Below are 26705 nucleotides of genomic sequence, written 5' to 3' on the forward strand. Positions count from 1 at the left end.
TCATCTTCTGCTGATTCAGCTTGCTCAACTTCTTTATCCGTTTCTGTAACAGAGTCAGTTTGTGTATCATCAATTAATGCATCTATATCAAACTCATCATCCTCGGCTGATTCATCACTATCAAGCAGATCATCAATCTCAACATTTTCATCTACTTCGTCTTCATTTATAGGTTTATTTTTTGCCATATCTTCATCTAATAATGAATCTAATTCATCATCATCTAAATCATCAGGCTGAGTCGCAGAGTTTTGTTGGGTATCATCAATTAATGAGTCTATGTCATTTTCATCAATTAATTCAGTTGCGTTAGAAACTTTTTCTGCATTAGATATTGGAGGTAATAATTCGTCCTCATTATCATCATTTAAACCATTAAATAATGAATCAAGCTCATCTTGAGATAACTCACTAGATTCTTCTGTAGGCTCTTTTTCCGCTTGTTTATCTACTTCTGGAGTTAATGGTTTTTGATTAGATTCCCCAACTGTTTCGAGTAAAGCATCTATATCATCTTCAGACACAATATCGTCCAAATCATCATGTGATTCATCATTAACTAGATCATCAAGAGACTGGTCTAAAATATCATCACCAAAATTAACATCTGCACTGTTTTGTTTTGCTGAGTTTACTTCCGAGTTCATAGGTGAATCTAATAAATCATCATCATCCATTAATAACTCATGATCCATAGATGAAAGCAGATCGTCATCATCTAACCGAATACTTTGCTCACTCGAAGATGATTGAATCGGACTGGCTGAAAAATCATTCGCCTGATTTTCAAATAAATCATCTGTCGGCATTGAGCTATTGCTTGGCGTAAACTCAGGCTCTGTTGTTTGAGATTGATTAAAATGATTGGCTTGCTCTTGCTGATCTGGTTGTTTTTTCCGAACAAGCAGCCACCAAATTAATAAACCAACCAGAATTAACCCCGGTACTGTACCTAATAAAATTAAATATAAAATATTTGAACTAACCGCTTTCCAAAAATGAGTTAATGCACTGTCATTCTTTTCAGCTAACTCTTTGCGTTGCTGCTCAAGCATTTCAGTCTGTTGAGCTAATATGGTTTCCATTTGCAGTTGTAATTGACTGCCCTGTCCTACTTGCGAACGCAAGTCAGTGACTTCTTCGTTAACAGAAGCTAGGCGATTTTTTAGCCGTTCATTTTCTTCAATCAGCGCTTGAATATTGGTTAACGAAGCAGAAAATTGCTCTTTTAATGACTGATAAGATTTTAATTGTTCTTGCTGAAGTTGCTGTAATCTGTCCTGAATTGCATTTTTTGCCGTTTCTAAGTCAGCTTGCTTGGCAGTTTCTTGCCGTTTTTTCTCTTGAGGATCTTGCTGAGCAGCAATAGCTTTGTTTTGTCGGTCAGCCCAAATTTCATCATCCAGATCAGATTTATTTTTTGCTGCGGTTTTATTCACTTTACGCATCGCGCTTAAAGTTGGCACCTGTAAAATCGCACCACTGCGCATGCTATTCAAGTTATTGTTATTAAATGCATTTGGGTTAGCTTGATAAATAGCAACCATCACCTGATAAGTCGAGATACTACTATCTGGTTTCAGTTGTTCGGCTATTTTCCACAATGTATCTTGCCCAGTAATTGGACCATAAGTTTGTGAGGTTAAGCCTGTATCGTTTTCTTTATCACCACGAATTTGGATTTGCGCATACGCTTTAGGAGCAGAAATAAGCTCTACAAAGCCGATATAAGTACCTATTAACGCCAGCCAAACGACAGCCAAACCAATTTTTCGATACAAGCGCATTATTATTAATCCTAAATCTTGCGAAAGGTCGCATCTAAAACAAATGTTTTTGCCTACAAATAGTGTTAAAACATTAAGTTAGCTAAATATATTATTACTCACTGTCTGTTTGTTTGTTAACGTCTATTTTTTGACACTATTGTTAAAAAGAGGCAAAAACTATTCCAATGTTATTATTTTATATTGTTATTAATCCGACAGATTAACTTTTTAAGCTGGTATTAAACCCTAAATCAGTAAATATTGGCAATAAACTTTGGTCACATTTCACTTTAAGTGAAGTAACTTCACGTCTAATCGCATAATTTTTTCTAAGTTTATCAAAACTATCCGGTGCTTTGGCTAAACCCATTCTAAAGTCTAGATCATCATTACGAATATCATAAATTAAATTCATAATGGCTCTGTACTGACGCTGACTTAAAGTGTAATTATCAGTTAAAGTCATATGCTCAATTGCCAGTGCTGGCAATAAGTTCTGAAGTTGGACTTTGGCTTCAATTCCTAGCCTTTCACAAATCATTTGATAAAGAATTTCTGTCCCTCTGGCTTTCCCCTCCAAGCTATGCCCAGCAATATGAGGCGTGCCGTACTCTAAATAAGGTAATAATCCAAGTTCAATTTCTGGCTCGTTTTCAAACACATCTAAAATCACATGAAGCTGTTTACCGGATTCAAAAAATTTAAGTAAATCCTGATTATGTACAACTTCACCACGGCAAGCGTTAATTAAAATGGTATTTTCTTTTAATTTAGATAAGGTTTCAAAATCAAACATGTGTTCGGTTGCATGTGGACCATGTTTAACTAAAGGAACGTGACAAGTTATTAAATCGCATTTCAGGATGTCTTCAAATTCTGCGCTAATAAAATTAGGGTTTTCAGCTGCTTTCACTGGATCGTATTGCACCACTTGACAGCCAATTGCAGAAAAACGTCTAACCAAACGCTCGCCTATCTGACCAACCCCAACAATGCCAATGACTTTATCTTTTAATTCAAAACTATATTTGTTTGCTAAATTAAAACCTGTGCTTAATACATAATCTGCTACTGCATCGGCATTACAACCGGGCGCTGCGCTCCATGGAATATTACGCGAAGCCAGATAATCGCTGTCAATATGGTTATATCCAGCGGTTGCCGTCCCAACAAAGCGTAACTTGTGGCAATCTTTTAACAGCGTTTCATTTACTTTAGTGGTTGAGCGGGTTAATAAAAAATCAGCCTGAGCAATTTCTTCACTGGTGACATCCCGCCCTTTAAAACGTGTAATTTGCCCAAGTTCAGAAAAAAATTCTTCAGCATATAAAAGAGAATCTTCAATAAAAAAATGCAATTTGTCGCTCATGATAATCCTAAAGTGTTGTTATTCTAGTTGCTCTGATTAGCGCTGGTTATTAAATTGTGATAACTAAAAAGCCGCACTGTGGCGGCTTTTTAATGCAGGTGTAACAATAAGTTATTTTTACGCGTTTTGGTAGCGTTTAAAAATAAGGGTTGCGTTTGTACCACCAAAACCAAAGCTGTTAGACATTACAGTATTTAACTCAGCTTCGCGTGTGCTGTTTACTATGTCTAAACCTTGTGCTTTTTCATCTAGTGTTTCAATGTTAATTGAAGGTGCAATAAAATTATTTTCCAACATCAACAATGAATAAATTGCTTCGTGTACACCAGCAGCACCAAGTGAGTGACCTGTCATCGCTTTAGTTGCACTGATTGCCGGTTTTTGCTCAGAGAAAACCGTTTGAATCGCTTCTAATTCTTTTACATCACCAACCGGCGTTGAAGTACCGTGTGTATTTAAATAATCAATTGGTGTATCGACTGTTGCCATAGCTTGTTGCATACAACGGATCGCCCCTTCACCAGACGGAGCAACCATATCATAACCGTCAGAAGTGGCGCCATAACCTACAATTTCGCCATAAATTTTAGCGCCACGAGCTAAAGCATGTTCTAGTTCTTCAACTACAACAATACCGCCGCCACCAGCAATAACAAAACCGTCACGCTCTGCGTCGTATGTACGCGATGCTTTTTCTGGTGTTTCATTATATTTGGTTGATAACGCGCCCATACCGTCAAATAAACAAGCTAAAGTCCAGTGTAGTTCTTCACTACCACCAGCAAATACAACATCTTGTTTACCAAGTTGAATTTGTTCCCATGCATGGCCAATACAATGAGCCGAAGTCGCACAAGCAGAACTAATTGAATAGTTAACACCTTTAATTTTAAATGGCGTTGCTAAACAAGCTGATGCAGTTGAACCCATAGTTTTTGTTACCATGTAAGGGCCTACACGACGTACCCCTTTTTCCTGCATAGTTTGTGCTGCATTCACCTGATTTTCAGAAGATGCTCCGCCAGAACCAACAATTAAACCGGTTCTTGGGTTAGATACTTGCTCTTCTGTTAAACCTGAGTCAGTCACAGCTTGTTGCATTGCAATATAAGCATAAGCAGCCGCATCGCCCATAAAACGAAGTTGCTTGCGGTCAATGTGCTCAGAAAAATCTATATCTACGTTGCCCCATACCTGACTACGCATGTTTACGTCAGCAAATTGCTGAGAATGAGTAATACCTGAGCGGCCAGCTTTTAATGAAGATGTTACTTCCTGCGCATTGTTCCCTATGCTAGATACAATCCCTAAGCCAGTGATCACAGCTCTTTTCATAAAATTCCTCTTAGTGCGAAAGACACGACTTTATGCCTAATTAATTTTTCTGATATGCTAAAAGTTGCTTATTATCGGTTAATTTGAAGTAAAATGCGATGCTTGAAAAGCAATTGAGACGATAAAATTGACAAAAATTCAAACCGCCAGCTTAGAATTTCAACAAAACGGTACCCCAGTTTCAACTGAGTTTGACGATATTTACTTTTCTAAAGACAACGGCCTAGAAGAATCTTTGTATGTCTTTCAGCAAGGAAACGACTTACTCAACCGCTGGCAAAACTGGCAACAATCACACTTCACTATCGCCGAAACCGGCTTTGGTACAGGCCTTAATTTTCTTGCTGTTTGTCAAACTTTTAGTCAATTTAAACAAAACAATCCAAATCATCCATTAAAGCAACTTAATTTTATCAGTTTTGAAAAATACCCATTATCTAAAACTGATCTTGCGCAAGCTTTAGCCCCTTGGCAAATGCTTTCTTGCTGGTCAGAGCAGCTAGTAAATGCCTACCCTTATCTTGTAAAAGGGGCACACCGACTTGAGTTTGATAACCAGATAAAACTCGACTTATGGTTAGGTGATATTTTAGAGCAGCTGCCAGAAGTGCCTGATAATCACAATGGCGTTGTTGACGCATGGTTTTTAGATGGTTTTGCCCCTAGTAAAAATCAGGCAATGTGGCATCCAACTGTATTTGAGCAAATGGCCAGATTAGCTTCGCCAAACGGGACATTAGCGACTTTTACCGCGGCGGGTTTTGTCAGGCGGGGATTAATCGAAGCAGGCTTTACCGTAAATAAACGCAAAGGCTTTGGCTATAAACGTGAAATGCTTACAGGTATTTTCCAACCGGATTCAGCAAAACCAAAAACAACCGTACATGCGGCGCAATTTCCGGTTAGTTCAAGTTCAAGTAAACAGACTTGTATTGTTGGTGGCGGTATAGCAGCAATATGTAGCGCACTGACTTTAGCGTTACGAGGTCATCAAGTTCGTTTAATTTGTCAGGGAGAACTGGCAGACGGCGCATCTGGTAATCGACAAGGTGCTATTTATCCGTTAATTCAAAATAATCATAACTCAATTACCGACTGCCATTTAAAAAGTTATCAATATGCTTGCCAGTTTTATCAAAAATGGCGCAATACTTTTGAATTTTCGGCAGATTTTTGTGGTGTGGTTCAGCTCGCTTTTTCAGATAAAATGCAAGCCAGACAGCAAGCCTTGTTAGATAATCCAGTTTGGCCACGCGAAATTTTTGAGTGGGTAACTCAACCGGATATTGCCGAATTGACCGGCATACAATTTAACTTTGCTGGTTTACACTTTCCGGATGCAGGTTGGCTCAATCCTATGAGTTTTATTTTAGCTGCGATTAAGTATTTAACAGCTCAAAATAGTTTAACGGTTTCAGTTAATACACAACTGACTGAATTTAATCGTATTAATAATAGCTGGCATTTATCCTGTCAACAGAATGGTAAAACAGTTGAATTTAAAACAGATAATTTAGTGTTATGTCAGGGCTGGCAATTAAATCAAACCACCCAAACGCAGCATTTAAAGCTAGAACCAAGCCGTGGCCAGGTCAGTTATTTAACAGCAACAGAGCAAGTAACTTCACTAAAAAAAGTAATTTGCCATAAAGGGTATTTAACACCGAGTTGGCAAAATTTATTATGTGTGGGTGCAACTTTTGAGCAGGATAATACCAATTGCAATCATCTTTATCAGGATGATATTAAAAACCTTCAACTCCACCAAAAACATACTCCCGAGTTAACTGACTGGTTAATACCAGATAATTTGGACTCCAGCCGCGCCTCTATTCGAGCGACAACAAAAGACAGATTACCTATGATTGGTTGTTTTAGTCCAGTTAACAGTTTTACTGCCGATTTTGCTCACTTTGCCAAAGGAGGCCGAGCGCCTAAACAAGCGGCTCAGGTTTATCCCAATTTATATGTACTGGCAGGTTTAGGGTCGCGCGGATTAACTAATGCGCCGTTAATGGCAGAGTGTTTAGCCGCCATTATCAATGATGAAATTCTCCCTTTATCAATCAAAACGTTTGAAGCTCTGCATGCCAATCGTTTTATCATCAGAGAGATGAAAAGAAACGAGTATAGTAATTAATATTAAGCTGGTTGATTAACTGAAAAATCAACCGCGATATAATCTGTTTGATATTGCTTTTTTAAGGTTTCTATATTGTGATTTAGGGTTTTGATAGACTTAATCACATTATTAACAGCTGCCATTTCATCATATTGAATGGTTGGTTGAACAAAATCTGCTTGATCTAAACTAATAACTTGTGACATAAAAATACCTAATCAGCTAACATATTTGTTATATCGGCAAGCTGATTAAAAGTTTAAACATTTTTATATTTTAAATTTGCATATATGTGTTTGCGGAGGCGCTATGGATCATTTCGATGACTGGAAATCATTTAGCCTGGAAATGAGCGATGTTAAACCAATAGAGCAAGATACAGTTATCACAAAAGCCAAACATTGTGATTCTGAACTTGCTCAATTGAAACAGCTAAATGCAGCCAAATTCGATTATGAAGATGAAAACGAACTGACAACCGAATTTGTAGAACCAGTTGATCCTTACGATTATATTGAGTTTAAACAAAGTGGTGTGCAAGACGGTGTTTACCGTAAATTACGACTCGGTAAATACCCAATAGAAGCTCAGCTTAATTTACATCATTTATCAGTTAATCAAGCCAGAGTTGAAGTATTTAAATTTATTAAAGAATGTTACCAGTTAAATATCCGCAGTATTTTAATTATTCATGGGCTAGGTTTAAACGGTAAACCTTACCCCGGGGTATTAAAAAGTTACCTAAATAAATGGCTGCCCAGCTTAGAGCCTGTGTTAGCGATGCATACCGCATTAAAACACCATGGTGGCTACGGTGCAACCTATGTACTGATTAAAAAATCAGAAGACAAAAAACGTGAAAACCGCGAACGCCATTTAAAACGATTAGCTTGATTTTGCCCCAACAAAACAAGTTAGGGCTATCGATAAAACCGAACAAGGTTTACAATTAAATTAATTAGAAATGTAAATAAGACTTGAGATATGCTATTTCGACCTCACTTTAAGTGACATATTCAAGCTTGAAAAAATTGGAGAAAAAACATGAGCGAAGCCAGACATAGCCGTCTGTTGATATTAGGATCAGGCCCTGCGGGTTATACAGCCGCAGTATACGCTGCACGTGCAAACTTAAACCCAGTTTTAATTACTGGTATGCAGCAAGGTGGTCAGTTAACCACAACAACAGAAGTTGAAAACTGGCCGGGTGATGCCCATGATTTAACCGGTCCTGCATTAATGGAAAGAATGCAAGCGCACGCTGAGCGATTCAATACAGAAATTATTTTTGATCATATTCACACTGTTGATTTTAAACAAAAACCTTACCGTTTAACGGGTGATGCTGGTGAATATACTTGTGATGCGTTAATTATTTGTACCGGCGCATCTGCAAAATATTTAGGGTTAGAATCTGAACAAGCCTTTCAAGGCCGTGGTGTATCAGCTTGTGCAACTTGTGATGGTTTTTTCTATAAAAATCAAAAAGTCGCTGTAGTTGGTGGCGGTAATACTGCGGTTGAAGAAGCGTTATATTTATCAAATATTGCGTCTGAGGTACATTTAATTCACCGCCGTGATACCTTTAAATCAGAAAAAATTCTAATCGACCGTTTAATGGATAAAGTAGAAAACGGTAATATCACACTGCATACTGACCGTACTTTAGATGAAGTATTAGGCGATGATATGGGCGTGACCGGTGTACGTATTAAAGACACTAAAAGTGATGCAACCGAAGAGCTTGAATTAGCGGGCGTATTTATTGCTATCGGCCACAAACCAAACACTGATATTTTTGCTGGCCAGCTTGAAATGAAAGATGGTTATATCGTTATTAACTCAGGGTTAAACGGTAACGCAACCTCAACCAGTGTTGAAGGTGTATTTGCAGCTGGAGATGTATGTGATCATATTTACCGTCAAGCAATTACCTCAGCTGGTACTGGCTGTATGGCGGCGTTGGATGCTGAGCGCTATTTAGATGCGTTAAAATAATCCGTCATCTTTTGTATCAAGGGTAGAATCATTCTACCCTTGTTTTATAGACTAAAGTTATTGAGGTGTCACATAGCCTTATTTCAACTAGATGATGACAACATCACTTTCCCTCCGGCTCAACTTGCGCTGAAAAATCCAAACGGCTTACTTGCAATTGGTGGTGATTTATCACCAGAACGGCTGTTATCTGCTTACCACAATGGCATATTTCCTTGGTTTAGTCCGGGAGAACCTATTTTATGGTGGAGTCCAGACCCCAGAGGCGTGCTATTTTTAAATGATTTACACATCAGTAAAAGCCTAAAAAAGAGTATACGAAAAAGTGACTTTCGCTTTACGATTAACCAAGCATTTTCGCAAGTGATTCAACATTGTGCCCACATTCGCGCTGAAACCGATGGTACTTGGATAACCGATGAAATGATCTATGCTTATACACAGCTTAACCAAAAAAATCATGCCTATTCCATTGAGGTTTGGCAAAACGAACAATTAGTAGGTGGTTTATACGGTATTTTAGTTGGCGGATTATTCTGTGGGGAATCTATGTTTCATAAAGTAACGGATGCATCAAAAGCAGCATTTTGTTGTCTGGTTGATTTGTGTAAGCGCTCTGGCGTTGAGCTAATTGATTGCCAAATGCAAAATTCTCATTTACAAACACTTGGGGTCAGCGAAATTTCCCGTAATCGGTTTTTAGATAAACTGAATACACTCAAAACTAAACAGATTAATCGTTCGCTTTGGGAGGCTTGCACTAATGAGTCACTCAATCCCTATTAAATTTGGTATTAGTCAAAATTTTCCTTGTAATTATCTACCGCAGAAACAAGAAAGACTATTAGTTGCAATTGATAGCATTATAAAAACGGCTGAAAATTATGAGCAATTAATGGCGCTGGGATTTAGACGAAGCGGCGATCAAGTTTATCGTCCGCACTGTCAAAACTGTGATGCCTGTCAGTCAATCCGTATCCCTGTACAAACATTTTCAGCCAGCAAAAGCCAAAAACGAACCTTAAAAAAAGCGCGTGAGTTTACCGTTTATTTAAATCAAAACTGTAAAGATATTATGCGTTACTACCCTCTTTTCGAAAAATATATTAATCAGCGCCACTCTGACGGCAGTATGTATCCGGCTAATGTTGAACAATATACCAATTTTATTTTAATTAGCTGGTTGCCTGTTGCCTATATGGAAGTGCTTGAAGGGGATAAACTCATTTCTGTGTCTGTGGTTGATGTTCTCCCCAACAGTTACTCAGCGGTTTATACATTTTTTGATCCTGACTATGAGCATTTTTCACTCGGTCGCTTTGCCATTTTACAAATGATTGAACTGGCCCGTGCCAGTCAAAAGCAATTTGTCTATTTAGGGTATCAGGTTGATGGATGCAGGAAAATGAATTATAAAACCCAATACACCCCTCATCAGCGCCTCATTGGCGGCCACTGGATAGATAGCTAATAAATTAAAGGCTATAGCAACTGTTTATCCAGAGTTAAGGTTAAATAGAAAAGAAAATCGCTCAGTATAATCTTCAAATTTTAGCTAATTCGGAGAAAAAAACAGCTAAACCTTTACATACGCAGCTGCTTAGGGCATGATCTGCGCCAATTTTTATAGATACCCAATTTTGGGTTGATTTAAACACACATTCAATAACTGAGGTTTTTTATTTAGATGGCAAAAGAAGATTGCATTGAAATGCAAGGAACGGTTTTAGATACCTTGCCTAATACCATGTTCCGCGTTGAACTTGAAAACGGCCACGTTGTCGTTGCACATATCTCTGGAAAAATGCGCAAAAACTATATTCGTATTCTGACTGGTGACAAGGTTACTGTTGAGATGACACCTTACGACTTGTCAAAAGGTCGTATTGTTTTCCGTCAACGTTAATATCCGATTTGTCACAACTGAGCTTTGTCAATAATTGCTCTGCTAAATAAAAAAACCGACATCAGTCGGTTTTTTTATTGGCTCGGCTTTTAAGATCAAAGCTTAACAATATCATACTTAATGTGGCTCTGCTTCTGCCGGACAATCTTCATATTGAAACTGAAGTTCATCACCATTAACCGAAACCGTCACATTGCCACCTTTCACTAATTTGCCAAATAATAACTCATTAGCTAGCGGTTTTTTCAAGTGCTCTTGAATTACTCGTGCCATAGGTCTTGCGCCCATCGCTTTATCATAGCCTTTTTCTGCCAACCACTCTCTGGCATCGCTTTGTAAATTAAGAGAAACACCTTTTTTATCTAACAGAGTTTCAAGTTCAGCCACAAATTTATCAACAACCTGAACAATAATATCCGGGGTTAAATGGTTAAACCAAATAATATTATCCAAGCGGTTTCTAAACTCTGGACTAAATGTTCGGTTAATTTCATTCATTGCATCTGTGCTGTAATCTTGTTGCTGAAAACCAATTGATTTTTTAGTGGTTTCCTGCACACCAGCATTGGTTGTCATCACAAATACAACGTTTCTGAAATCTGCTTTTCGGCCATTATTATCCGTTAAAGTACCATGATCCATCACTTGTAATAAAACATTAAACACATCAGGGTGCGCTTTTTCAATTTCATCCAGTAAGACCACCGAATGAGGATGCTTAATGACCTGATCAGTTAATAAGCCACCTTGATCATATCCAACATAACCCGGAGGCGCACCAATTAAACGAGAAACAGCATGGCGCTCCATATATTCAGACATATCAATTCTAATTAACTCAACCCCAAGTATTTTAGCTAACTGCTGGGTAATTTCGGTTTTACCAACACCGGTTGGTCCAGCAAATAAGAAACTACCGACTGGTTTAGTTTCATCTTGCAAGCCCGAACGAGATAAACGAATCGCAGCGCTTAAAGTTTCAATTGCCGGATTTTGTCCAAAAACCATCATTTTTAAATTGCGCTCAAGGTTTTTAAGCAAATCTTTATCTGACGAAGATACTGACTTTTCAGGGATCCTTGCCATTTTAGCAATAATCAACTCAATATCGCTGACATTGATCGTTTTTTTGCGTTTGCTTGGCGCTAATAAACGCTGACTGGCACCCGCTTCATCAATAATATCGATTGCTTTGTCAGGCAAACGGCGTTCATTCATATATTTAGCAGACAACTCTGCAGCAGCTCGAACCGCTTTAGCAGTGTAACGAACACCGTGATGAGACTCGTAACGAGATTTTAATCCCATTAAAATTTTAGTGGTATCGTCCACTGACGGCTCGCTAATATCGACTTTCTGAAAACGTCGGACAAGCGCTCTGTCTTTTTCAAAAATGCCCTGAAACTCTTGATAAGTTGTTGAGCCAATACATTTAATTTTACCACCTGATAATAAAGGTTTTAGTAAATTAGATGCATCTAACACCCCACCCGATGCAGCACCCGCACCAATAATGGTATGAATTTCATCAATAAACAGAATCGCTTTTTCATCCCGCTCAAGTTCTTTTAATAAACTCTTAAAACGTTTTTCAAAATCACCACGATATTTTGTACCAGCTAATAAACCGCCCATATCTAACGAATAAATAGTGGCATCTTCAATCACTTCAGGTACTTCTTTATTAACTATCCGGTAAGCTAACCCTTCAGCAATCGCGGTTTTACCTACACCCGCCTCACCCACTAATAATGGATTATTTTTACGGCGACGACATAAAACCTGGATCGTCCGCTCAAGCTCTTGCTCGCGGCCAATTAAAGGATCAATTCTGCCCTTTTCAGCTTCCAGATTTAAATTAGTTGAAAACGAACGTAATACGCTGCCTTCTTCAGATTGGACTTCTTCACCATGTTCGGGAGCATTACTTTGTGATTCAAATCCATCATCGCTCTCTGTTTTTTTAATTCCATGCGAAATATAATTTACAACATCGAGACGATTTACATCTGATTTTTTCAATAAATAAACAGCTTGAGATTCTTGCTCACTAAAGATTGCAACTAATACATTCGCCCCAGTCACTTCAGATTTTCCCGAAGACTGGACATGGAATACTGCTCTTTGCAATACTCGCTGAAAGCCTAGTGTTGGCTGCGTTTCTCGATCCTGCTCATTTTCAGGAATTAAGGGGGTAGTTTCATCTATAAATTCAGATAATTCAGCTTCTATGCTTTCAAGAGGTGCCCCACAAGCAATCAATGACTCTCTTGCTGCCGAATTTTTTAACAAAGCGAGTAGTAAATGTTCCACAGTCATAAACTCATGACGGCTTTCTCTTGCTCTTCGAAACGCTTCATTTAATGTCTGCTCTAAATCTTTATTTAGCATAAGGTACTCCACAGGCTGAACAAAATTAGCGTCCTTACAACTCTAGGCTTGTTCCATGGTACATTTCAACGGGTGTTGATTCTCTTTTGAGTATTGATTGACTAAAGCTACTTTAGTTTCAGCGATTTCATAACTAAATACGCCACACACCCCCTTACCGTCATAGTGAACAGCTAACATTACTTGTGTTGCTTTTTCTGAATCCATTGCAAAAAATTTCATCAGGACATCAACAACAAAGTCCATTGGTGTGTAATCATCATTATTTAAAATAACTTTATATTTTGAAGGCGGTTTTAATTTAGGTCTGACCGCTTCACCAAGCTCATCAAACTGGCGACTTGGTTGGTTTAACTTACCCATAGTTAAAATATAGCTCTCGATTAATTTTATGCATAGCGAAATTTATTCTTAGCCAAAATAATATGTTTTTTTGCTTAAAAATGAAAATTAACTTGACTGAAAATATATTTTATCTACAGTGAATATGTAGGCTGTAATTTGATTTTCAATGTTCAATTTCAAATTAGCAGTATAGCCTAAGTAATATAGAACAAAACAAGTTTTAGATTTAGAAGGAATTAGCAGTATGGCTATCGGTAAAGTTAAGTGGTTCAACAATGCTAAAGGTTTTGGTTTTATAGTACCTGATGGTAAAGAAGAAGACGTATTTGCGCACTATTCAACTATCAGCATGGACGGCTATAGAACGTTAAAAGCAGGCCAAGAAGTTGAGTTTGAACTCGAAGAAGGCCCTAAAGGCCTACATGCAACGAATATCAAATTAACAGATATGGTAAAATAGAAATTTATTATATCTGTATTTAGCTTGATAAATTTAAAAATTATTTACTACGATTAAATAATTTTTGATTTTATGCTAAAAGCCGATAACAAAAAGCAGCTTAGCTGCTTTTTGTCTATTTTTGGAAATAGATAATCTGTATTAACTAATAACTCAAACGTTCAAAACTTATGATTTTATTTTGAGTATTGGTTAATAATCTAAATCTTCCTTTGAGCCCTCTACTATCTAGATGTTTCCTTAAATTAATGATAGGAATCTGAACTCTACACCCGTCTTCAGATATTAATAAAGCATGCTGTAACTGCCCTGTATAAAATACCTGACACTCAAGATAACTTATATTTAAACTAAAGAAGTATATATTATAAGGAAATGTCAAAACTTTTGACCTCTGCGAAAGACTAATCCAGTTTTATATGTAACTGGGACATTCATAAGAAATTTTGAGCAAAATAAACCTGATATTAGGGTTTGTTAACTCTTCTCTTTATGCCCTGATAGCTGTTTGTATAATAAAACATTTCTGACTAATAGTTTGCAATTAGTAATTAGTCAGAAAAATAGCTTGTAGGTTAGGTAGTTATGTACAGTTTCAATTATTTCACTTAGCTACTTCCATGTAATTAAGTTTTTTACTTGGCTTGCCTATTTAGGCAATGCCTTCGTAATTTTTTCAAATAAATCTTTTGATAAGCCAGGTAACTCTGCAAGCTGTTGTAGCTGTTCAATAATCAGTTGCTGACGAGCAGAATCTAACTTTTTATATTGGATTAACGGTGTAATCATTCTGGCTGCAACTTGCGGATTGATACTGTTTAATTTTTTAATAACTTTAGCTAAATACTGGTAACCACGCCCAGATGCATGATGGAATTGAGCATGGTTAAACATAGCAAACTGGCCAATTAACGCTCGTACTCGGTTTGGATTATGCCAGTTAAAGTCTGAGTGCTGTTGCAGCTCATCTAATTTATCTAATACAGAATCAGAATCGAGTTTGGCAAAGGTAGCAAACCATTTATCCATTACTAACGCATCACCCCGCCAGTGATTATCAAAATCTTGCATAATTGCATTAAATACACCTGCACAAGCTAATTTAGCCGCCGCAGACATAGCTGCCAAAGTATCTGTCATATTGCTCGCATTTTGATACTGCAGCTTAATTTTAGCATCAATATCAGCCTGATTTGACTCAGCTAAGATACACAAGCAGGTGTTAGCCAAAGCCCTTTGCGCAATCGCTTGCTGGTTATATTGATATTCAGCACAATAATTTGCCTGATAAACCTGAGTTAATTCTTCAGCTAACTCTGTACTAATCGCCAAACTTAACGCTTCTCTTGCCGCAAGAATTTTATCTACATCCGCTTGCTGATAGTGCTCAAGAATAGAAGCAAACGACGGCACTTTTAATAAATCAGCCAGTAAAGCTTTATCTAAAGCAGGATCCGCTAGTAGCTCTTTTAATAATCCAAAAATCGCTGCTGGATATTGATAATCTGAGTGTTCAATATTGAGTTTAAGGTGTTGAATATATAAAGTTTGCATGAGCTCCCATTTAGTATATTCACTCGACTCAGCCAAGATAAGTGTTCTTAGTTCATTATCATCATATTGATAATCCAGTTTGACCGGCGCTGAAAAATCTCTTAAATACGAAACAATCGGCTGCTGATTTACTTTAAAGCTAAAACTTTGCTCTGCTTGAGTGAGATTCAAAACCTGCTCGTTAGATTCTTCATTATCTAAAGTAACGGCAAGTGGCTCGCCTTTATCATTATAAAACGCAATATTAATAGGAATATGCAAAGCCGACTTTGCCTGTTGATCAGCAGTTGCTGGCGTATTTTGAGTAATATGAATAGTAAAAAGCTGAGCGGTTGGATCATAGTCGCTAGAGATCCCAACAACAGGTGTACCGCTTTGTGAATACCAAAGCTTAAACTGGGTTAGATCAATATTTGAAGCATCCTGCATTGCACTAACAAAATCATCACAGGTAACCGCCTGACCATCATGTCGTTCAAAATAAAGTTTCATACCGGCCTGAAATTTCTCTTCACCCAAAATGCTATGCATCATTCGGATAACTTCAGCGCCTTTATCATACACTGTGACCGTATAAAAGTTATTCATTTCAATCACAGATTCAGGGCGAATTGGATGCGACATTGGGCCAGCGTCTTCTGCAAACTGGTGTTCACGCATAATCTTAACCTGCTGAATACGATTAACTGCTCTTGAGCCTAAATCCATACTGAATTCTTGATCTCTAAATACAGTCAAACCCTCTTTTAAACTAAGCTGAAACCAGTCACGACAGGTCACCCGATTCCCTGTCCAGTTATGGAAATATTCATGCCCCACAATCGATTCAATACTTAAATAGTCACTATCGGTTGCACTTGCGCTATCAGCCAAAACACATTTGGAATTAAATACATTTAACCCTTTATTTTCCATTGCCCCCATGTTGAAAAAATCAACCGCAACAATCATGTAAATATCTAAATCATATTCTAGTGAAAAACGACTTTCATCCCATGCCATTGCTTGTTTTAACGATGCCATCGCATGATCAGCTCGGGCTAAATTGCCTTTATCGACAAATAATTCAAGTACCACTTCACGGCCAGATTTTGTGATAAATTTATCGCTTAACACATCAAAATTACCGGCAACCAAAGCAAATAAATAACATGGTTTTTTATAGGGGTCTTGCCAAGTCACTTTGGTTAAACCCGAATCTAATGTTTGCTCAGCAACCTTATTACCATTTGATAATAAATAAGGATATTGTGTTGGATCAGCAATAATATGTGTTGTAAAAGTGCTTAAAACATCCGGTCTGTCTTGAAAATAAGTAATGCGTCTGAATCCTTCCGCTTCACATTGAGTGCAATAAGCACCATCTGATAAATATAAACCTTCAAGCGATGTATTATTAGCCGGATCAATCTGGCTAATAATTTCAAGTTCAAACTCGGTTAAATCAGTTTTAATCACGATCTGCTCTTCGCTTAGCTCATAATCATTTGCTGATAAAACTTGCTGATTTATTTTTACAGAGATTAATTTTTGGTGTTCACCATTTAAAGTTAATGGCAAATCATGCTGACCATTTTTAATATATTTAACCGTTGCTGTTACTTGCGTAAAACCTGAATTCAGTTCAAAAGTTAACTCAGTATCATTCACTAAATAAGGCGGCACAGTATAATCTTTAAGATATCTGGCATTTGGCGCATTGGTCATTTCATTTTTCATTTAAAGGCTCCATCCTGATATTAAAATCAGTGTCAAAACTATTTTACCGCGCGACTCAAACTGTATGTTTAGAGCTATCACGTGGATATTTAATCTAAATTTACTTAAACAGATTGATTATTCTGGTCATATAAATAAATACGATCAATACAATTGCGGGTGTTACATATTTCAATAAGATAAAACTTAATTTAAAAGCATTTTCGGGTAATTTTAACTCAGCCGCTAAATCATTCTGTCTAACTTTCCAACCCACAAAAATGGCAATTAATAACCCACCCAGAGGCAACATAATATTCGAGGTCAGTTTATCAATCACATCAAATAAACTAAATTGTAATGACATAATGTCAAAATTAGCCCAAGTAGCTCCGGTAAAACTGAAAATACTTAATAAACTTAACAGCCATAAGCCTGTAGCAGATAAAACAGCAGAGGCTACACGGCCATATCCCTTTTTCTCAACAAACCAAGCAACACTGGATTCAATTAATGCGATAGCAGAAGTAAAAGCCGCAAAAACCAGCATCACAAAAAAGACAGTTCCAATAATCTGACCACCCGGCATTTGGCCAAAAGCCAATGGTAAGGTTTCAAAAATCAGACTCGGTCCTGCACTAGGGGTTAAATTATTTTCAAATACAATTGGAAAAATAGCTAAGCCAGCCAATAACGCGACTAAGGTATCTGCTATTGCAATCCAAATAGATGTTTTAACAATTGAGGTTTCATCCGGTAAATAAGCACCGTACATAATCATGACCCCAGAAGCTAAACTGAGCGTAAAAAATGAATGCCCCAAGGCTTCTAAAACCGCATGAACCGTTAGCTTGCTAAAGTCCGGCTCAAACATAAAGCTTAAAGCTTGAGAAAAATCACCATAACTGGCTGAATAACCGGCAATAACCAACAGTAAAATAAACATTGCCGGCATCATATAACGCACACAACGTTCAAGTCCTTGTTGCAAACCTTTCGCAACAACCGCAGCAGTAATTGCCAGCATAAAAGTCGTCCAGCCAATTAAAGTTAAAGGCGAACTGGTTAGTTCGGCAAAACCCGTTTGAATTTGTGCAGGCGTTGCATTATCGAACTGTCCGGTGGCCGATTGAAGCACATAAGCACAAGCCCAACCAGCAATCACTGCATAAAAAGATAAAATTAAATAACCCGCAGCAACCCCCATGCCACCAGCGTATTTCCAACAATTGCTGACAGAGTATTGTTTAGCAATAGTCGCCACTGCTCTCATTGGGCTTTGTCGGCCTTTTTTACCTAAATAAACTTCAGCTATCATCACTGGCACACCAACAATAGCAATGCAAAATAAATAGACTAAAACAAATGCACCACCGCCGTTTTCCCCAACAATATATGGGAATTTCCAGATATTACCTAAACCAACTGCAGCCCCTGTTGCTGCTAAAATATAGGCAAAACGATTAGACCATTGAGCATGAGTTTTATTAACTTTTGACATAATGAGTTTCCAATCAAGGTGACGACCTGTTTATCTTTATTATTGATAGGTGTGAGATTTTCTTAATAATTGTAAGTTTAGACTAAATTATAACGAATATAATTTGTGGGTTTTGATAATAAAAACCCCGAGTCAAAGCCCGGGGTTAGTCTGTTACTGTTTGGCTAGTTTATCTGTATTTGGCATAACCCTAGCATAGTCCAGTAAAATATTGGCAGCTTCATTTAAGAAAATATCATAATCGTTAATGTCTTCAGGAATATCATCAACGCTTTCTACCTTCTCTTTACCCATTCTAACTAAACGTTCATTCGCTCTTTTTAATCGCTCAACTTTAGCATCATCGCGTTCTTTAATGCGCTTGCCTTCGTTAAGTGACTCATATTTTTTATCTTTATTTTGCTGATATTCTTTAATATCTTCAAAGATATAGCCAAATTCAACATCTTGTTTAATTCGTTCAAGGTGCTTTTTATCTAGTGAGCTGATTAAGCCAGAATTTATTGCATCAACCGCAGTATATTCTGCACTTGGAATTTTATCCCAAGGCAAAGCATTATCTTCTTTACTTTCGCCCCAATCTGCCGGATCAATTGCTGATGGGAATTTAATATCAGGTTCAACCCCTTTATTTTGAGTTGAGCCGCCATTAATCCGATAAAATTTAGCAAAAGTATATTGGATATGACCAAGCGGTTTTTCTAAAATATCAAAACGGCGTTCTAAAGACCTGTGCTGCTGAACCGTACCTTTACCAAAAGTATGTTCACCCACGATCACACCTCGACCATAATCCTGAATTGCAGCAGAAAAAATTTCTGAGGCAGATGCACTGTATCTGTCGACCATCACAACTAAAGGACCAGAATAAAATACACGTGGATCTCTGTCTTGCTGAACATCAATTCGGTTGCCAACACTTCTTACCTGTACCACTGGCCCTTGCTCAATAAACAGACCCGTTAAATTAATAGATTCAGGTAAAGAGCCACCACCGTTACCACGTAAATCTATGATAACGCCTTCAATATTTTCAGCTTCTAATGACTTTAGCTCTTTAACAACATCACGTGTAATACCAGAATAAAAACTTGGAATTTCAATCACGCCAACTTTTTTATCCTTATAAATCCCTGAATCTGGGGTATACACTTTTGAGCTTGCGGCTCTATCTTCGAGTTTAATTTTATCTCGGATAATAGATACAATGACAGGCTTGTTATCAGCAGAGTCACCTTTTAGCAGTTGTAATCTCACTTTAGTCCCTTTTGGACCTTTAATCAGATCAACCACATCGTCTAAGCGCCAGCCAATAACATCAACAACTTCATCTTCGCCTTGGGCAACACCAATAATTTTATCTTCCGGTTTGATTTGCTGAGATTTATCCGCAGGGCCACCCGCTACTAAACTTTTAATGACAGTATAATCATCTTCGGCAAATAAAACGGCACCTATCCCTTCAAGCGATAAATTCATCTCCATCGCAAAACGATCCGCTCTGCGTGGGGATAAATAACTGGTATGTGCTTCAATACTGCGGGCAAATGCGTTCATCACAGCCTGAAAAACATCTTCACTTTGCGATTGTGACAAACGTTTAATTGCAGTTTGATAACGTTTGGTTAAACGCTCAACAATATCAGGCCACTCTTTACCTGTTAACTTTAAATTGAGTGCATCATATTTAACCCGTTCACGCCAATACTCTTTTAACTCAGCTTCCGACTTAGCCCATTTGGCTTCTTCTCTGTCGTAAAAATATTTATCATCCTGAGTGAAATCCATCGGTTTTTTTTCATCTAACAAAGATAAAGCGTAGTTATACATAGCTTCGCGTCTTTGTAGATTGCGATAATACATATCATAAACAAACGCTAAATCGCCGCGATAGAAAGCTTCATCAAATTTATTTTGATTAACCGACATAGCTTCAATATCTGAAGCTAAAAAGAACTGTTTATTGTAATCAAGCTGGTCGATGTAACGTTCAAATACTTTTTGAGAAAAAGTATCATCCATTTGAAAACGTTTATAATGTTCGCGGGTAAATAAGTGATAAATCCGTTTGCTAGCCAGTGCATGTTGGCTTTCTTGAGTCAATTTAGGTAGTGAGATTGGCTCTTCGGTTGCCGAAGTGGCAAAGGTTGGATTAACAAGAAAAATTGCAGATGACAGTAATAAACTGCGGATCGGCATTTTTATGGACATCAAGTACACTCCTAAATTATCAATTTAAGCCTGCATAACACTGCTCTAAAAAACACTCAACTTATTGCAGAGCTTATATAATGTGTTTATTAATCAAACCATCTGAACAATAAACACATTATTCATTAAATTATCGGTTTAGATAATTTTTTTCTTTTCAGTTTTTACAGTCATACCGGTTGCAGTTTCTACAACCACTTCATCACCGTTAATTTCTTTGAGTACACAGCTAAGTGGCGAGTTCCCTAATAAAACATTTACTTTCATCCCAACTTCAAGTGGAATTGAAGGATCACGTTTTTCTACTCTTTCAGCTTTAGGTGCTGGATTACGGCTAGTTTTACCTGCACCAGCTTTAAAATTAGCTTTAGCTGGTTTTTTACGGGCTGGATTAGCCTTTTTAGCATCTGCCGGTTTACGCTGTTGTTTGCGTTTTTCTGCCACTTTTTGTTTGCTTTCAGCTAAAGCTTGAGCTGCATGCTCAGCATGTTCTGCTTCAATAACAGCAACTTCATTACCATCAATATCAACTCGCTGAGCACCCTCTTTTATCGAAGCCAAATAACGCCAGCTTGAGGTATATTTACGTAACGCAGAACGCAAAACGGTTCTTGATAACTTTTCGTCATCATCAATACGTTCAGCAATATCCTGAAAAATACCTACTTTTAACGGTTTAGCATCGCCTTTAATTGAAAAACAATTTGGAAATAATTCAGCTAAATAAGCAATTACATCCTGTGGTGCTTTTAGTTTATTAGATTCGCCGTTTTGATTATCAGCTTGTGCAGTTTCAACTGCGTTTTCATTTTCTTGGTTTGTGTGTTGCATTATGTAATTTCACCATTGAATTATGTTTTATTGTTGAGCTTTTAAAAAAGTCTCAACCCATAACATAATTTCACTTTCATCTTCAAACTCGCACAAATATTCATCAGCAGCTAATGCATGCCATACCTGTTCAAGTAAACCTTCTAATTGCTCTGTTTCAATATCTTCATCAGCTAATTGATAAACTGTATGAATAACCTGATTGTAATTGTCAGCAGCAAGTTCGCTATTTTCATGCCAATCGGCTAAATCTTCTGCGCCCACTAAATAATGATGCACTGAGACTAATTCTTTCAACTCTTCACCCTTTGTGGCTTATTGTAAGCTTGGGAGGCGCTATTTCAGTTTTGCTATCCATCATACACTTAAATTGATATAAGTTTAATGTTTTAAAGCTGTGATAACGCTAATAAATACAGAAAAACGAGACAAACTTTACCAGCCCATAACATTTTTTACAAAAGGAATGGTTAACCGGCGTTTTTCAGTTAATGACTCTTTATCCAATCGTTCTAAACATTTCAAAATACTGGCATTGTCCTGCTGGCAGCGCAATACAATATAACTGGCTAAATCATCACTCATTGGAATACCGCGCGCTTCGCTTCTCAGCTGTAACATTGCTTGACGCTGAACATCGCTCAACGGCTTTAATAACCAGATTTCCCCCCAGTTTAACCTTGAGATAAGATCGGGTAATTCAAATCCAACATCCGATGCGGGTAACTTAGCACTAAATAATAATTTACAGCCTTGTTCTAAACAGCGGTTAATCAGGTCAAATAAAGCTTGCTGCCAATCATAATCAGACACTAATAAATCGACATCATCAATGACCAATAAATCATTTGATTCTAACCCTAAAGTAAACTCTTTAGGCAATTGCATCAATTGTTCGGCTGGTAAATATTGTGCTGTTTTACCCAATTCATCAGCAAAATGGCAAATAGCCTGCAAAATATGAGATTTACCACAGCCACTTGCCCCATGAATATATAATAACTGGCGACTATATTGCTGCGATTCTAAATTGATAAACTGTTTTAAATTAGCCACCAAAAGCGCATTATCGGCAGGGTAAAAATATTCAAAACTGGCTTCTGGTTCAAACGCAAAATTAATTGTTAACTGCTTCTTCAATGGTTTTAACCCTTCCATCGATAGAGATGTTCTTGCATCTTTGTCTCTTGCGAAAATTTTGGTACAACTTTTTCTATTCTATTATCAAATGCTAACGCATCAAATACATCTACAGCTTGGCCTAATAAATTAAGCTGATAATTAACACCTTGAGCGTTAAGCTGTTGAATCTGAACACTATCAACCGCAGAAATACTGGCTAAAAAGTTTTGAATTAACACAGCCTGAGCGGCATTATTCACATTTTCAACTGTTAAAACAATAGATTGAGAACTTGCTTCACCAGCTTTAATAGCATACTTTTTAGCAAGTAAATCAGTCACCTGATCAACTACCTGCACCCAAAGTTCATTTAAATCGGCAGAGCTTAATGCAATATTATGCATTTGTGAACCTTCAATTAACTGAAGTTCAGCAAACCATGCTTGGCTGGTAACAGAATCCTGAGAAGCGGGCTTAAATACTTTTCCGTAAACAATACCTTCAGCGCCATACCTCTGGCTGGCTGTGACAACGGGCTGTTCAAAACGCCCCCAAACATCTGTCACAGATACTTGCATTAAATCATCAAAATCCACTAGCGGAAACATAGATGGTAAACCACGGTTTTTGCTTTGCGTTAAAATAGGTTGAACAATCTCAGGTTCTCCGTCTGCCACTATATGCCGCTGCTGATTATCATCTAATGCAATCCACCAAATTAACTGAGGCCGTCTCGCTCCCCAAATCGCTTCACCAACCGATTTAATTAAATCATTCACCGCTTTTTCATTAAACTGGGCTTTTAAAAAAAGCTGGCTATTTTTATGCTCAAACTGGTATTGAGTTAAATAACGAGTAGGTTCTGCAATCGCTTGTTTTATTTGAGGATAAGTTAAAATTTGAGATTGTCCGCTTGCCCGGATAAACACAGTTTCAATCGCTTGTTGATAAGCTTTTTGTTTTTGCTGATAACTTTGCCCTTCAACTTGGATTTGTGCCATATATAAATCCTGCATTTCAATTGCATAACAGCTAAATGAAATCACAAGCGGCAAATAGCACCAAGCAGTAAATTTAATTATTTGTTTAAAAATCATCCTAATCAACATATTAAACCCAGCAAATAATAATGGCGTTAATGATAATGTATTTAACAACTAAAAACGACGTGCTTTTAACACAGAATGATAAAACCGTCTAAATAACACACAATCTTACGCTTTTATGATAAATATCCTGCAAAAGCTTTTTATTCCGATTTTATAATTGGTACAATATTGCAACTAAAATATGCCGCGCTAATTGAGTCATGTTAGAGGCCATTTTGCTACTCTAACAAAGAAAAAGTGTGACCATATCAACAATTATTAATTAATAGCTAAAACAAGCTGTTAGTTAAACGAACAACCTCTAATTCGCAATTAAAACGAGTTTGAGTATAATTATTTGAGATTTGATTTATTAATAGGAACCACTGTGGCCGATCAAAAAGCAACTTTAAATTATAAAGACGCTGGCGTTGATATTGACGCTGGTAATGAATTGGTTGAACGTATTAAAGGCGTTACAAAAGCAACCAGTCGCCCTGAAGTAGTTGGTAATATTGGCGGTTTTGGCGCGTTATGCCGAATCCCTGAAAAATATAAACGCCCACTACTGGTTTCCGGTACAGATGGTGTAGGAACAAAGCTCAGATTAGCAATCGATTTAGGGTTTCACGACACAGTAGGTATTGATTTAGTTGCTATGTGTGTGAATGATTTAATTGTACAAGGTGCTGAGCCTTTATTCTTTTTAGATTATTATGCAACAGGCAAATTGGATGTAGATATTGCAGCATCGGTTGTGAAAGGTATTGGTGATGGTTGTAGCCAATCTGGCTGTGCCTTAATTGGTGGTGAAACGGCTGAAATGCCGGGTATGTACGAAGGCTCAGATTACGATTTAGCTGGCTTTTGTGTTGGTGTTGTAGAAGAAGCTGACGTGATTGACGGTTCACGAGTTCAAGCTGGCAACAAGTTAATTGCCCTTGCCTCTTCCGGTCCTCACTCAAATGGTTACTCTTTAATTCGTAAAATTATCGAAGTGAGCCAAGCGGATGTAAATCAGGACTTAAACGGTCAGCCATTAAAAGAGCACTTAATGCAACCAACCCGTATTTACGTAAAATCTGTACTTAAATTATTAGAAAGCGTAAAAGTAAATGCAATCAGCCATATTACTGGTGGCGGTTTCTGGGAAAACATCCCTCGCGTATTACCTAAAAATACCAAAGCGGTTATTGAGCAAAAAAGCTGGCAGTGGCCTGATGTTTTCACTTGGTTACAACAAGCCGGTAATGTTGAAACCCGTGAAATGCTAAGAACCTTTAACTGTGGTGTTGGCTTAATTTTAGCAGTACACGAAGATGACGTTGAGCAAGCGCTTGTTAATCTTCGTCAGTCTGGTGAAAAAGCTTGGTTAATCGGTTCAATTGAAGAAGCTCAAGATAACGAAGCGCAAGTAGAGATGGTATAAGAGTGACAGCTGAAAGCAAAAAAATCGTTGTTTTGATTTCAGGCAGTGGCTCAAACCTACAAGCATTAATTGACAAACAACAAGCCGGCCAAATTTCTGGCCAGCTTGTTGCTGTTATCTCAAACAAACAAAATGCCTTTGGTCTGACTCGCGCTGAAAAAGCCAGTATCGCAACTCATGTTGTTGACCATACCCAATATTCAAGCCGATCTGAGTATGATCAAGCGCTTGCAAATGTAATCGATACCTACCAGCCAGATTTAGTTGTTTTAGCTGGATTTATGCGTATTTTAACGCCCGAATTTGTGCAAAAATATGTTGGAAAAATGTTGAACATTCATCCATCTTTGCTGCCTAAGTATCAGGGGTTAAATACACATCAACGTGCTATTGATGCCAAAGATGAAACCCATGGTGTAAGTGTTCACTTTGTTACCGAAGAATTAGATGGCGGCCCAGTTGTGTGTCAGGCTGAAATCCCAATTCTACCCGATGATACTGCTGAAACACTTGCTGAGCGAATTCATACAAAAGAACACATCATTTACCCTTTAGTGGTAGAGTGGTTTTGTCAAAATAAGCTAGTAATGAAAGCAAATCAGGCTTATTTTGATAATCAAGTGTTACCTTCAACAGGTGTGCCTTATGTTGAGAAAAGTTAATTGTTTTTCAGTTTCTTGTCTATTAGCTTTGAGTTTATTTAATTCTCAGGCTATCAGCTCAGAGCAAGCCGCTGTAGCTGAACAGTCTGAAAACAGTAGCAGTACAGAATCACCAAAAATGACTGTACTAACCCCTTTTAATGCAAAATATAAAGTGTCAAAAGGTAGATTAAACCTAGGCTCAGCCAAACGCCAATTATCACAAATAGGCGAAAATCGGTTTACCTTCTCCTACTTTTCTGACCTTTCATTTTTAATTTTAAGTGATCACAGGCGAGAAACTTCTGAATTAACAATTAACGAAGGCAATGTCACACCGATTCGTTATTTATTTAAACGCGAAGGGACCGGCAGCGATAAAAGTACAACATTAAGTTTTACTGACGGCCAAATTCTTGATTCTGAAGAAAATGCCAAAATTGAAGCAGCAGAAAATATCCACTGGTACGATGAAATTAGCTACCAGCTACAAATGAAAATGGATTTAGCTGCTGGTAAAACAGAAATGAAATACTACTTAATCGATCATAAAAAACGCGATAAGTTATATCATTTTAAAGTAGTCGCCGAAGAAATCATTGAAGTACCAGCCGGTAAAATTAATACAGTTAAGCTCCAACGTATTCGCCCAGGCGACGACAGATTAACTGAATTTTGGCTAGCACCTGATTTAGGTTATTTATTAGTGAGAATTCGTCAGGAAAGAGACGGCAGTGAAGTTGCTGACGCACAATTAGAAAAATACGTTTTTACCCCTATGTAATTTAACTAAAAATATAAATACATACAAAGAGATATAAAAAAGCCGCTTTTAAATTTAATTTAAAGCGGCTTTTTTATTGGCTGGATTTATCTTTAAATAACAAAAAGGCCGCTTACGCGACCTTTTTTAAGCAGTTAACTTGGCGATTGCC

Annotated in this window: 24 protein-coding genes; 10 read left to right on the forward strand and 14 right to left on the reverse strand. The window is 37.5% G+C overall.

Annotated features, from left to right (window positions below; genetic code table 11):
- From N7931_RS03395 to fabB, 3 genes are all read right to left on the reverse strand, one after another.
- A partial coding sequence (locus tag N7931_RS03395) for a FimV/HubP family polar landmark protein (protein ID WP_316250563.1) occupies positions 1-1787 on the reverse strand: 1787 nt, incomplete at its 3' end.
- Positions 1788-1989: 202 nt separating this feature from the next.
- Positions 1990-3138 carry a 4-phosphoerythronate dehydrogenase gene (locus N7931_RS03400; protein WP_262791936.1) on the reverse strand — a complete coding sequence of 383 codons (1149 nt, stop codon included), beginning with the start codon at positions 3136-3138 and terminating at the stop codon, positions 1990-1992.
- A 117-nt stretch (positions 3139-3255) separates the two neighbouring features.
- A complete protein-coding gene (fabB, locus tag N7931_RS03405; protein ID WP_262791937.1) occupies positions 3256-4473 on the reverse strand; it encodes a beta-ketoacyl-ACP synthase I in 1218 nt (405 codons plus the stop codon).
- A gap of 127 nt (positions 4474-4600) precedes the next feature.
- Here fabB and mnmC point away from each other — a divergent pair, with 127 nt between their 5' ends.
- On the forward strand, positions 4601-6613 hold the full coding sequence (gene mnmC / locus N7931_RS03410; protein WP_262791939.1) for a bifunctional tRNA (5-methylaminomethyl-2-thiouridine)(34)-methyltransferase MnmD/FAD-dependent 5-carboxymethylaminomethyl-2-thiouridine(34) oxidoreductase MnmC: 2013 nt from the start codon (positions 4601-4603) through the stop codon (positions 6611-6613).
- Positions 6614-6615: 2 nt separating this feature from the next.
- Here mnmC and N7931_RS03415 read toward each other — a convergent pair whose 3' ends face one another.
- A complete protein-coding gene (locus N7931_RS03415) occupies positions 6616-6801 on the reverse strand; it encodes a hypothetical protein (protein WP_262791940.1) in 186 nt (61 codons plus the stop codon).
- Between the two features lie 103 nt (positions 6802-6904).
- Here N7931_RS03415 and smrA point away from each other — a divergent pair, with 103 nt between their 5' ends.
- The 5 genes from smrA to infA all read left to right on the forward strand — a co-directional run bounded on the left by smrA (position 6905) and on the right by infA (position 10499).
- A complete protein-coding gene (smrA, locus tag N7931_RS03420) occupies positions 6905-7489 on the forward strand; it encodes a DNA endonuclease SmrA (protein ID WP_262791941.1) in 585 nt (194 codons plus the stop codon).
- Between the two features lie 150 nt (positions 7490-7639).
- Positions 7640-8593: a thioredoxin-disulfide reductase gene (gene trxB / locus N7931_RS03425; RefSeq protein ID WP_262791943.1), complete on the forward strand. Its 954-nt coding sequence runs from the start codon at positions 7640-7642 to the stop codon at positions 8591-8593.
- A 39-nt stretch (positions 8594-8632) separates the two neighbouring features.
- A complete protein-coding gene (aat, locus tag N7931_RS03430; protein ID WP_262791945.1) occupies positions 8633-9379 on the forward strand; it encodes a leucyl/phenylalanyl-tRNA--protein transferase in 747 nt (248 codons plus the stop codon).
- Positions 9357-10064 carry an arginyltransferase gene (locus N7931_RS03435; protein WP_262791946.1) on the forward strand — a complete coding sequence of 236 codons (708 nt, stop codon included), beginning with the start codon at positions 9357-9359 and terminating at the stop codon, positions 10062-10064. Before aat ends, N7931_RS03435 begins: the two co-directional genes overlap by 23 nt.
- A gap of 216 nt (positions 10065-10280) precedes the next feature.
- A complete protein-coding gene (gene infA, locus N7931_RS03440; protein ID WP_262791947.1) occupies positions 10281-10499 on the forward strand; it encodes a translation initiation factor IF-1 in 219 nt (72 codons plus the stop codon).
- Positions 10500-10616: 117 nt separating this feature from the next.
- Here the strand turns inward: infA and clpA are convergent, their stop codons facing one another.
- Both clpA and clpS read right to left on the reverse strand, forming a co-directional pair.
- Positions 10617-12890: an ATP-dependent Clp protease ATP-binding subunit ClpA gene (gene clpA, locus N7931_RS03445; protein ID WP_262791949.1), complete on the reverse strand. Its 2274-nt coding sequence runs from the start codon at positions 12888-12890 to the stop codon at positions 10617-10619.
- 42 nt (positions 12891-12932) lie between these two features.
- Positions 12933-13253, reverse strand: a complete 321-nt coding sequence (gene clpS / locus N7931_RS03450; protein ID WP_262791950.1) for an ATP-dependent Clp protease adapter ClpS — start codon at positions 13251-13253, stop codon at positions 12933-12935.
- 226 nt (positions 13254-13479) lie between these two features.
- Between clpS and cspD the strand changes: the two genes are divergently transcribed.
- The gene (gene cspD / locus N7931_RS03455; RefSeq protein WP_262791952.1) at positions 13480-13695 is read left to right on the forward strand and encodes a cold shock domain-containing protein CspD; all 216 of its coding nucleotides are present in this window, start codon (positions 13480-13482) and stop codon (positions 13693-13695) included.
- Between the two features lie 145 nt (positions 13696-13840).
- Here cspD and N7931_RS03460 read toward each other — a convergent pair whose 3' ends face one another.
- The 8 genes from N7931_RS03460 to N7931_RS03495 form a co-directional block, all read right to left on the reverse strand.
- Positions 13841-14077, reverse strand: coding sequence for a DUF2835 domain-containing protein (locus N7931_RS03460; RefSeq protein ID WP_262791953.1), 237 nt, complete (start codon positions 14075-14077; stop codon positions 13841-13843).
- A gap of 266 nt (positions 14078-14343) precedes the next feature.
- Positions 14344-16956 (reverse strand): aminopeptidase N, encoded by a 2613-nt coding sequence (pepN, locus tag N7931_RS03465; RefSeq protein ID WP_262792242.1) that lies wholly within the window; start codon positions 16954-16956, stop codon positions 14344-14346.
- 112 nt (positions 16957-17068) lie between these two features.
- Positions 17069-18448 carry a sodium-dependent transporter gene (locus N7931_RS03470; protein ID WP_262791954.1) on the reverse strand — a complete coding sequence of 460 codons (1380 nt, stop codon included), beginning with the start codon at positions 18446-18448 and terminating at the stop codon, positions 17069-17071.
- 153 nt (positions 18449-18601) lie between these two features.
- Positions 18602-20659: a carboxy terminal-processing peptidase gene (gene prc, locus N7931_RS03475; RefSeq protein ID WP_262791955.1), complete on the reverse strand. Its 2058-nt coding sequence runs from the start codon at positions 20657-20659 to the stop codon at positions 18602-18604.
- A 138-nt stretch (positions 20660-20797) separates the two neighbouring features.
- Positions 20798-21490 (reverse strand): RNA chaperone ProQ, encoded by a 693-nt coding sequence (gene proQ, locus N7931_RS03480; RefSeq protein WP_262791956.1) that lies wholly within the window; start codon positions 21488-21490, stop codon positions 20798-20800.
- Positions 21491-21517: 27 nt separating this feature from the next.
- The gene (locus N7931_RS03485) at positions 21518-21787 is read right to left on the reverse strand and encodes a hypothetical protein (protein ID WP_262791957.1); all 270 of its coding nucleotides are present in this window, start codon (positions 21785-21787) and stop codon (positions 21518-21520) included.
- 138 nt (positions 21788-21925) lie between these two features.
- Positions 21926-22630 carry a DnaA regulatory inactivator Hda gene (gene hda / locus N7931_RS03490; RefSeq protein ID WP_262791959.1) on the reverse strand — a complete coding sequence of 235 codons (705 nt, stop codon included), beginning with the start codon at positions 22628-22630 and terminating at the stop codon, positions 21926-21928.
- Between the two features lie 5 nt (positions 22631-22635).
- Positions 22636-23721 (reverse strand): DUF2066 domain-containing protein, encoded by a 1086-nt coding sequence (locus N7931_RS03495; protein ID WP_262791961.1) that lies wholly within the window; start codon positions 23719-23721, stop codon positions 22636-22638.
- A 367-nt stretch (positions 23722-24088) separates the two neighbouring features.
- Between N7931_RS03495 and purM the strand changes: the two genes are divergently transcribed.
- From purM to N7931_RS03510, 3 genes are read left to right on the forward strand one after another with little or no spacing between them, the layout of a single operon-like run.
- Entirely contained in the window at positions 24089-25129 is a 1041-nt protein-coding gene (gene purM / locus N7931_RS03500) for a phosphoribosylformylglycinamidine cyclo-ligase (RefSeq protein ID WP_262791962.1), read from the forward strand.
- Between the two features lie 2 nt (positions 25130-25131).
- Entirely contained in the window at positions 25132-25791 is a 660-nt protein-coding gene (gene purN / locus N7931_RS03505) for a phosphoribosylglycinamide formyltransferase (protein ID WP_262791964.1), read from the forward strand.
- Positions 25775-26554: a DUF3108 domain-containing protein gene (locus N7931_RS03510; protein WP_262791966.1), complete on the forward strand. Its 780-nt coding sequence runs from the start codon at positions 25775-25777 to the stop codon at positions 26552-26554. The genes purN and N7931_RS03510 overlap by 17 nt, the downstream gene beginning before the upstream one ends.
- The last annotated feature ends 151 nt before the right edge of the window (positions 26555-26705 follow it).

This window comes from Catenovulum sp. 2E275, assembly GCF_025515275.1.
GTDB lineage: Bacteria > Pseudomonadota > Gammaproteobacteria > Enterobacterales > Alteromonadaceae > Catenovulum.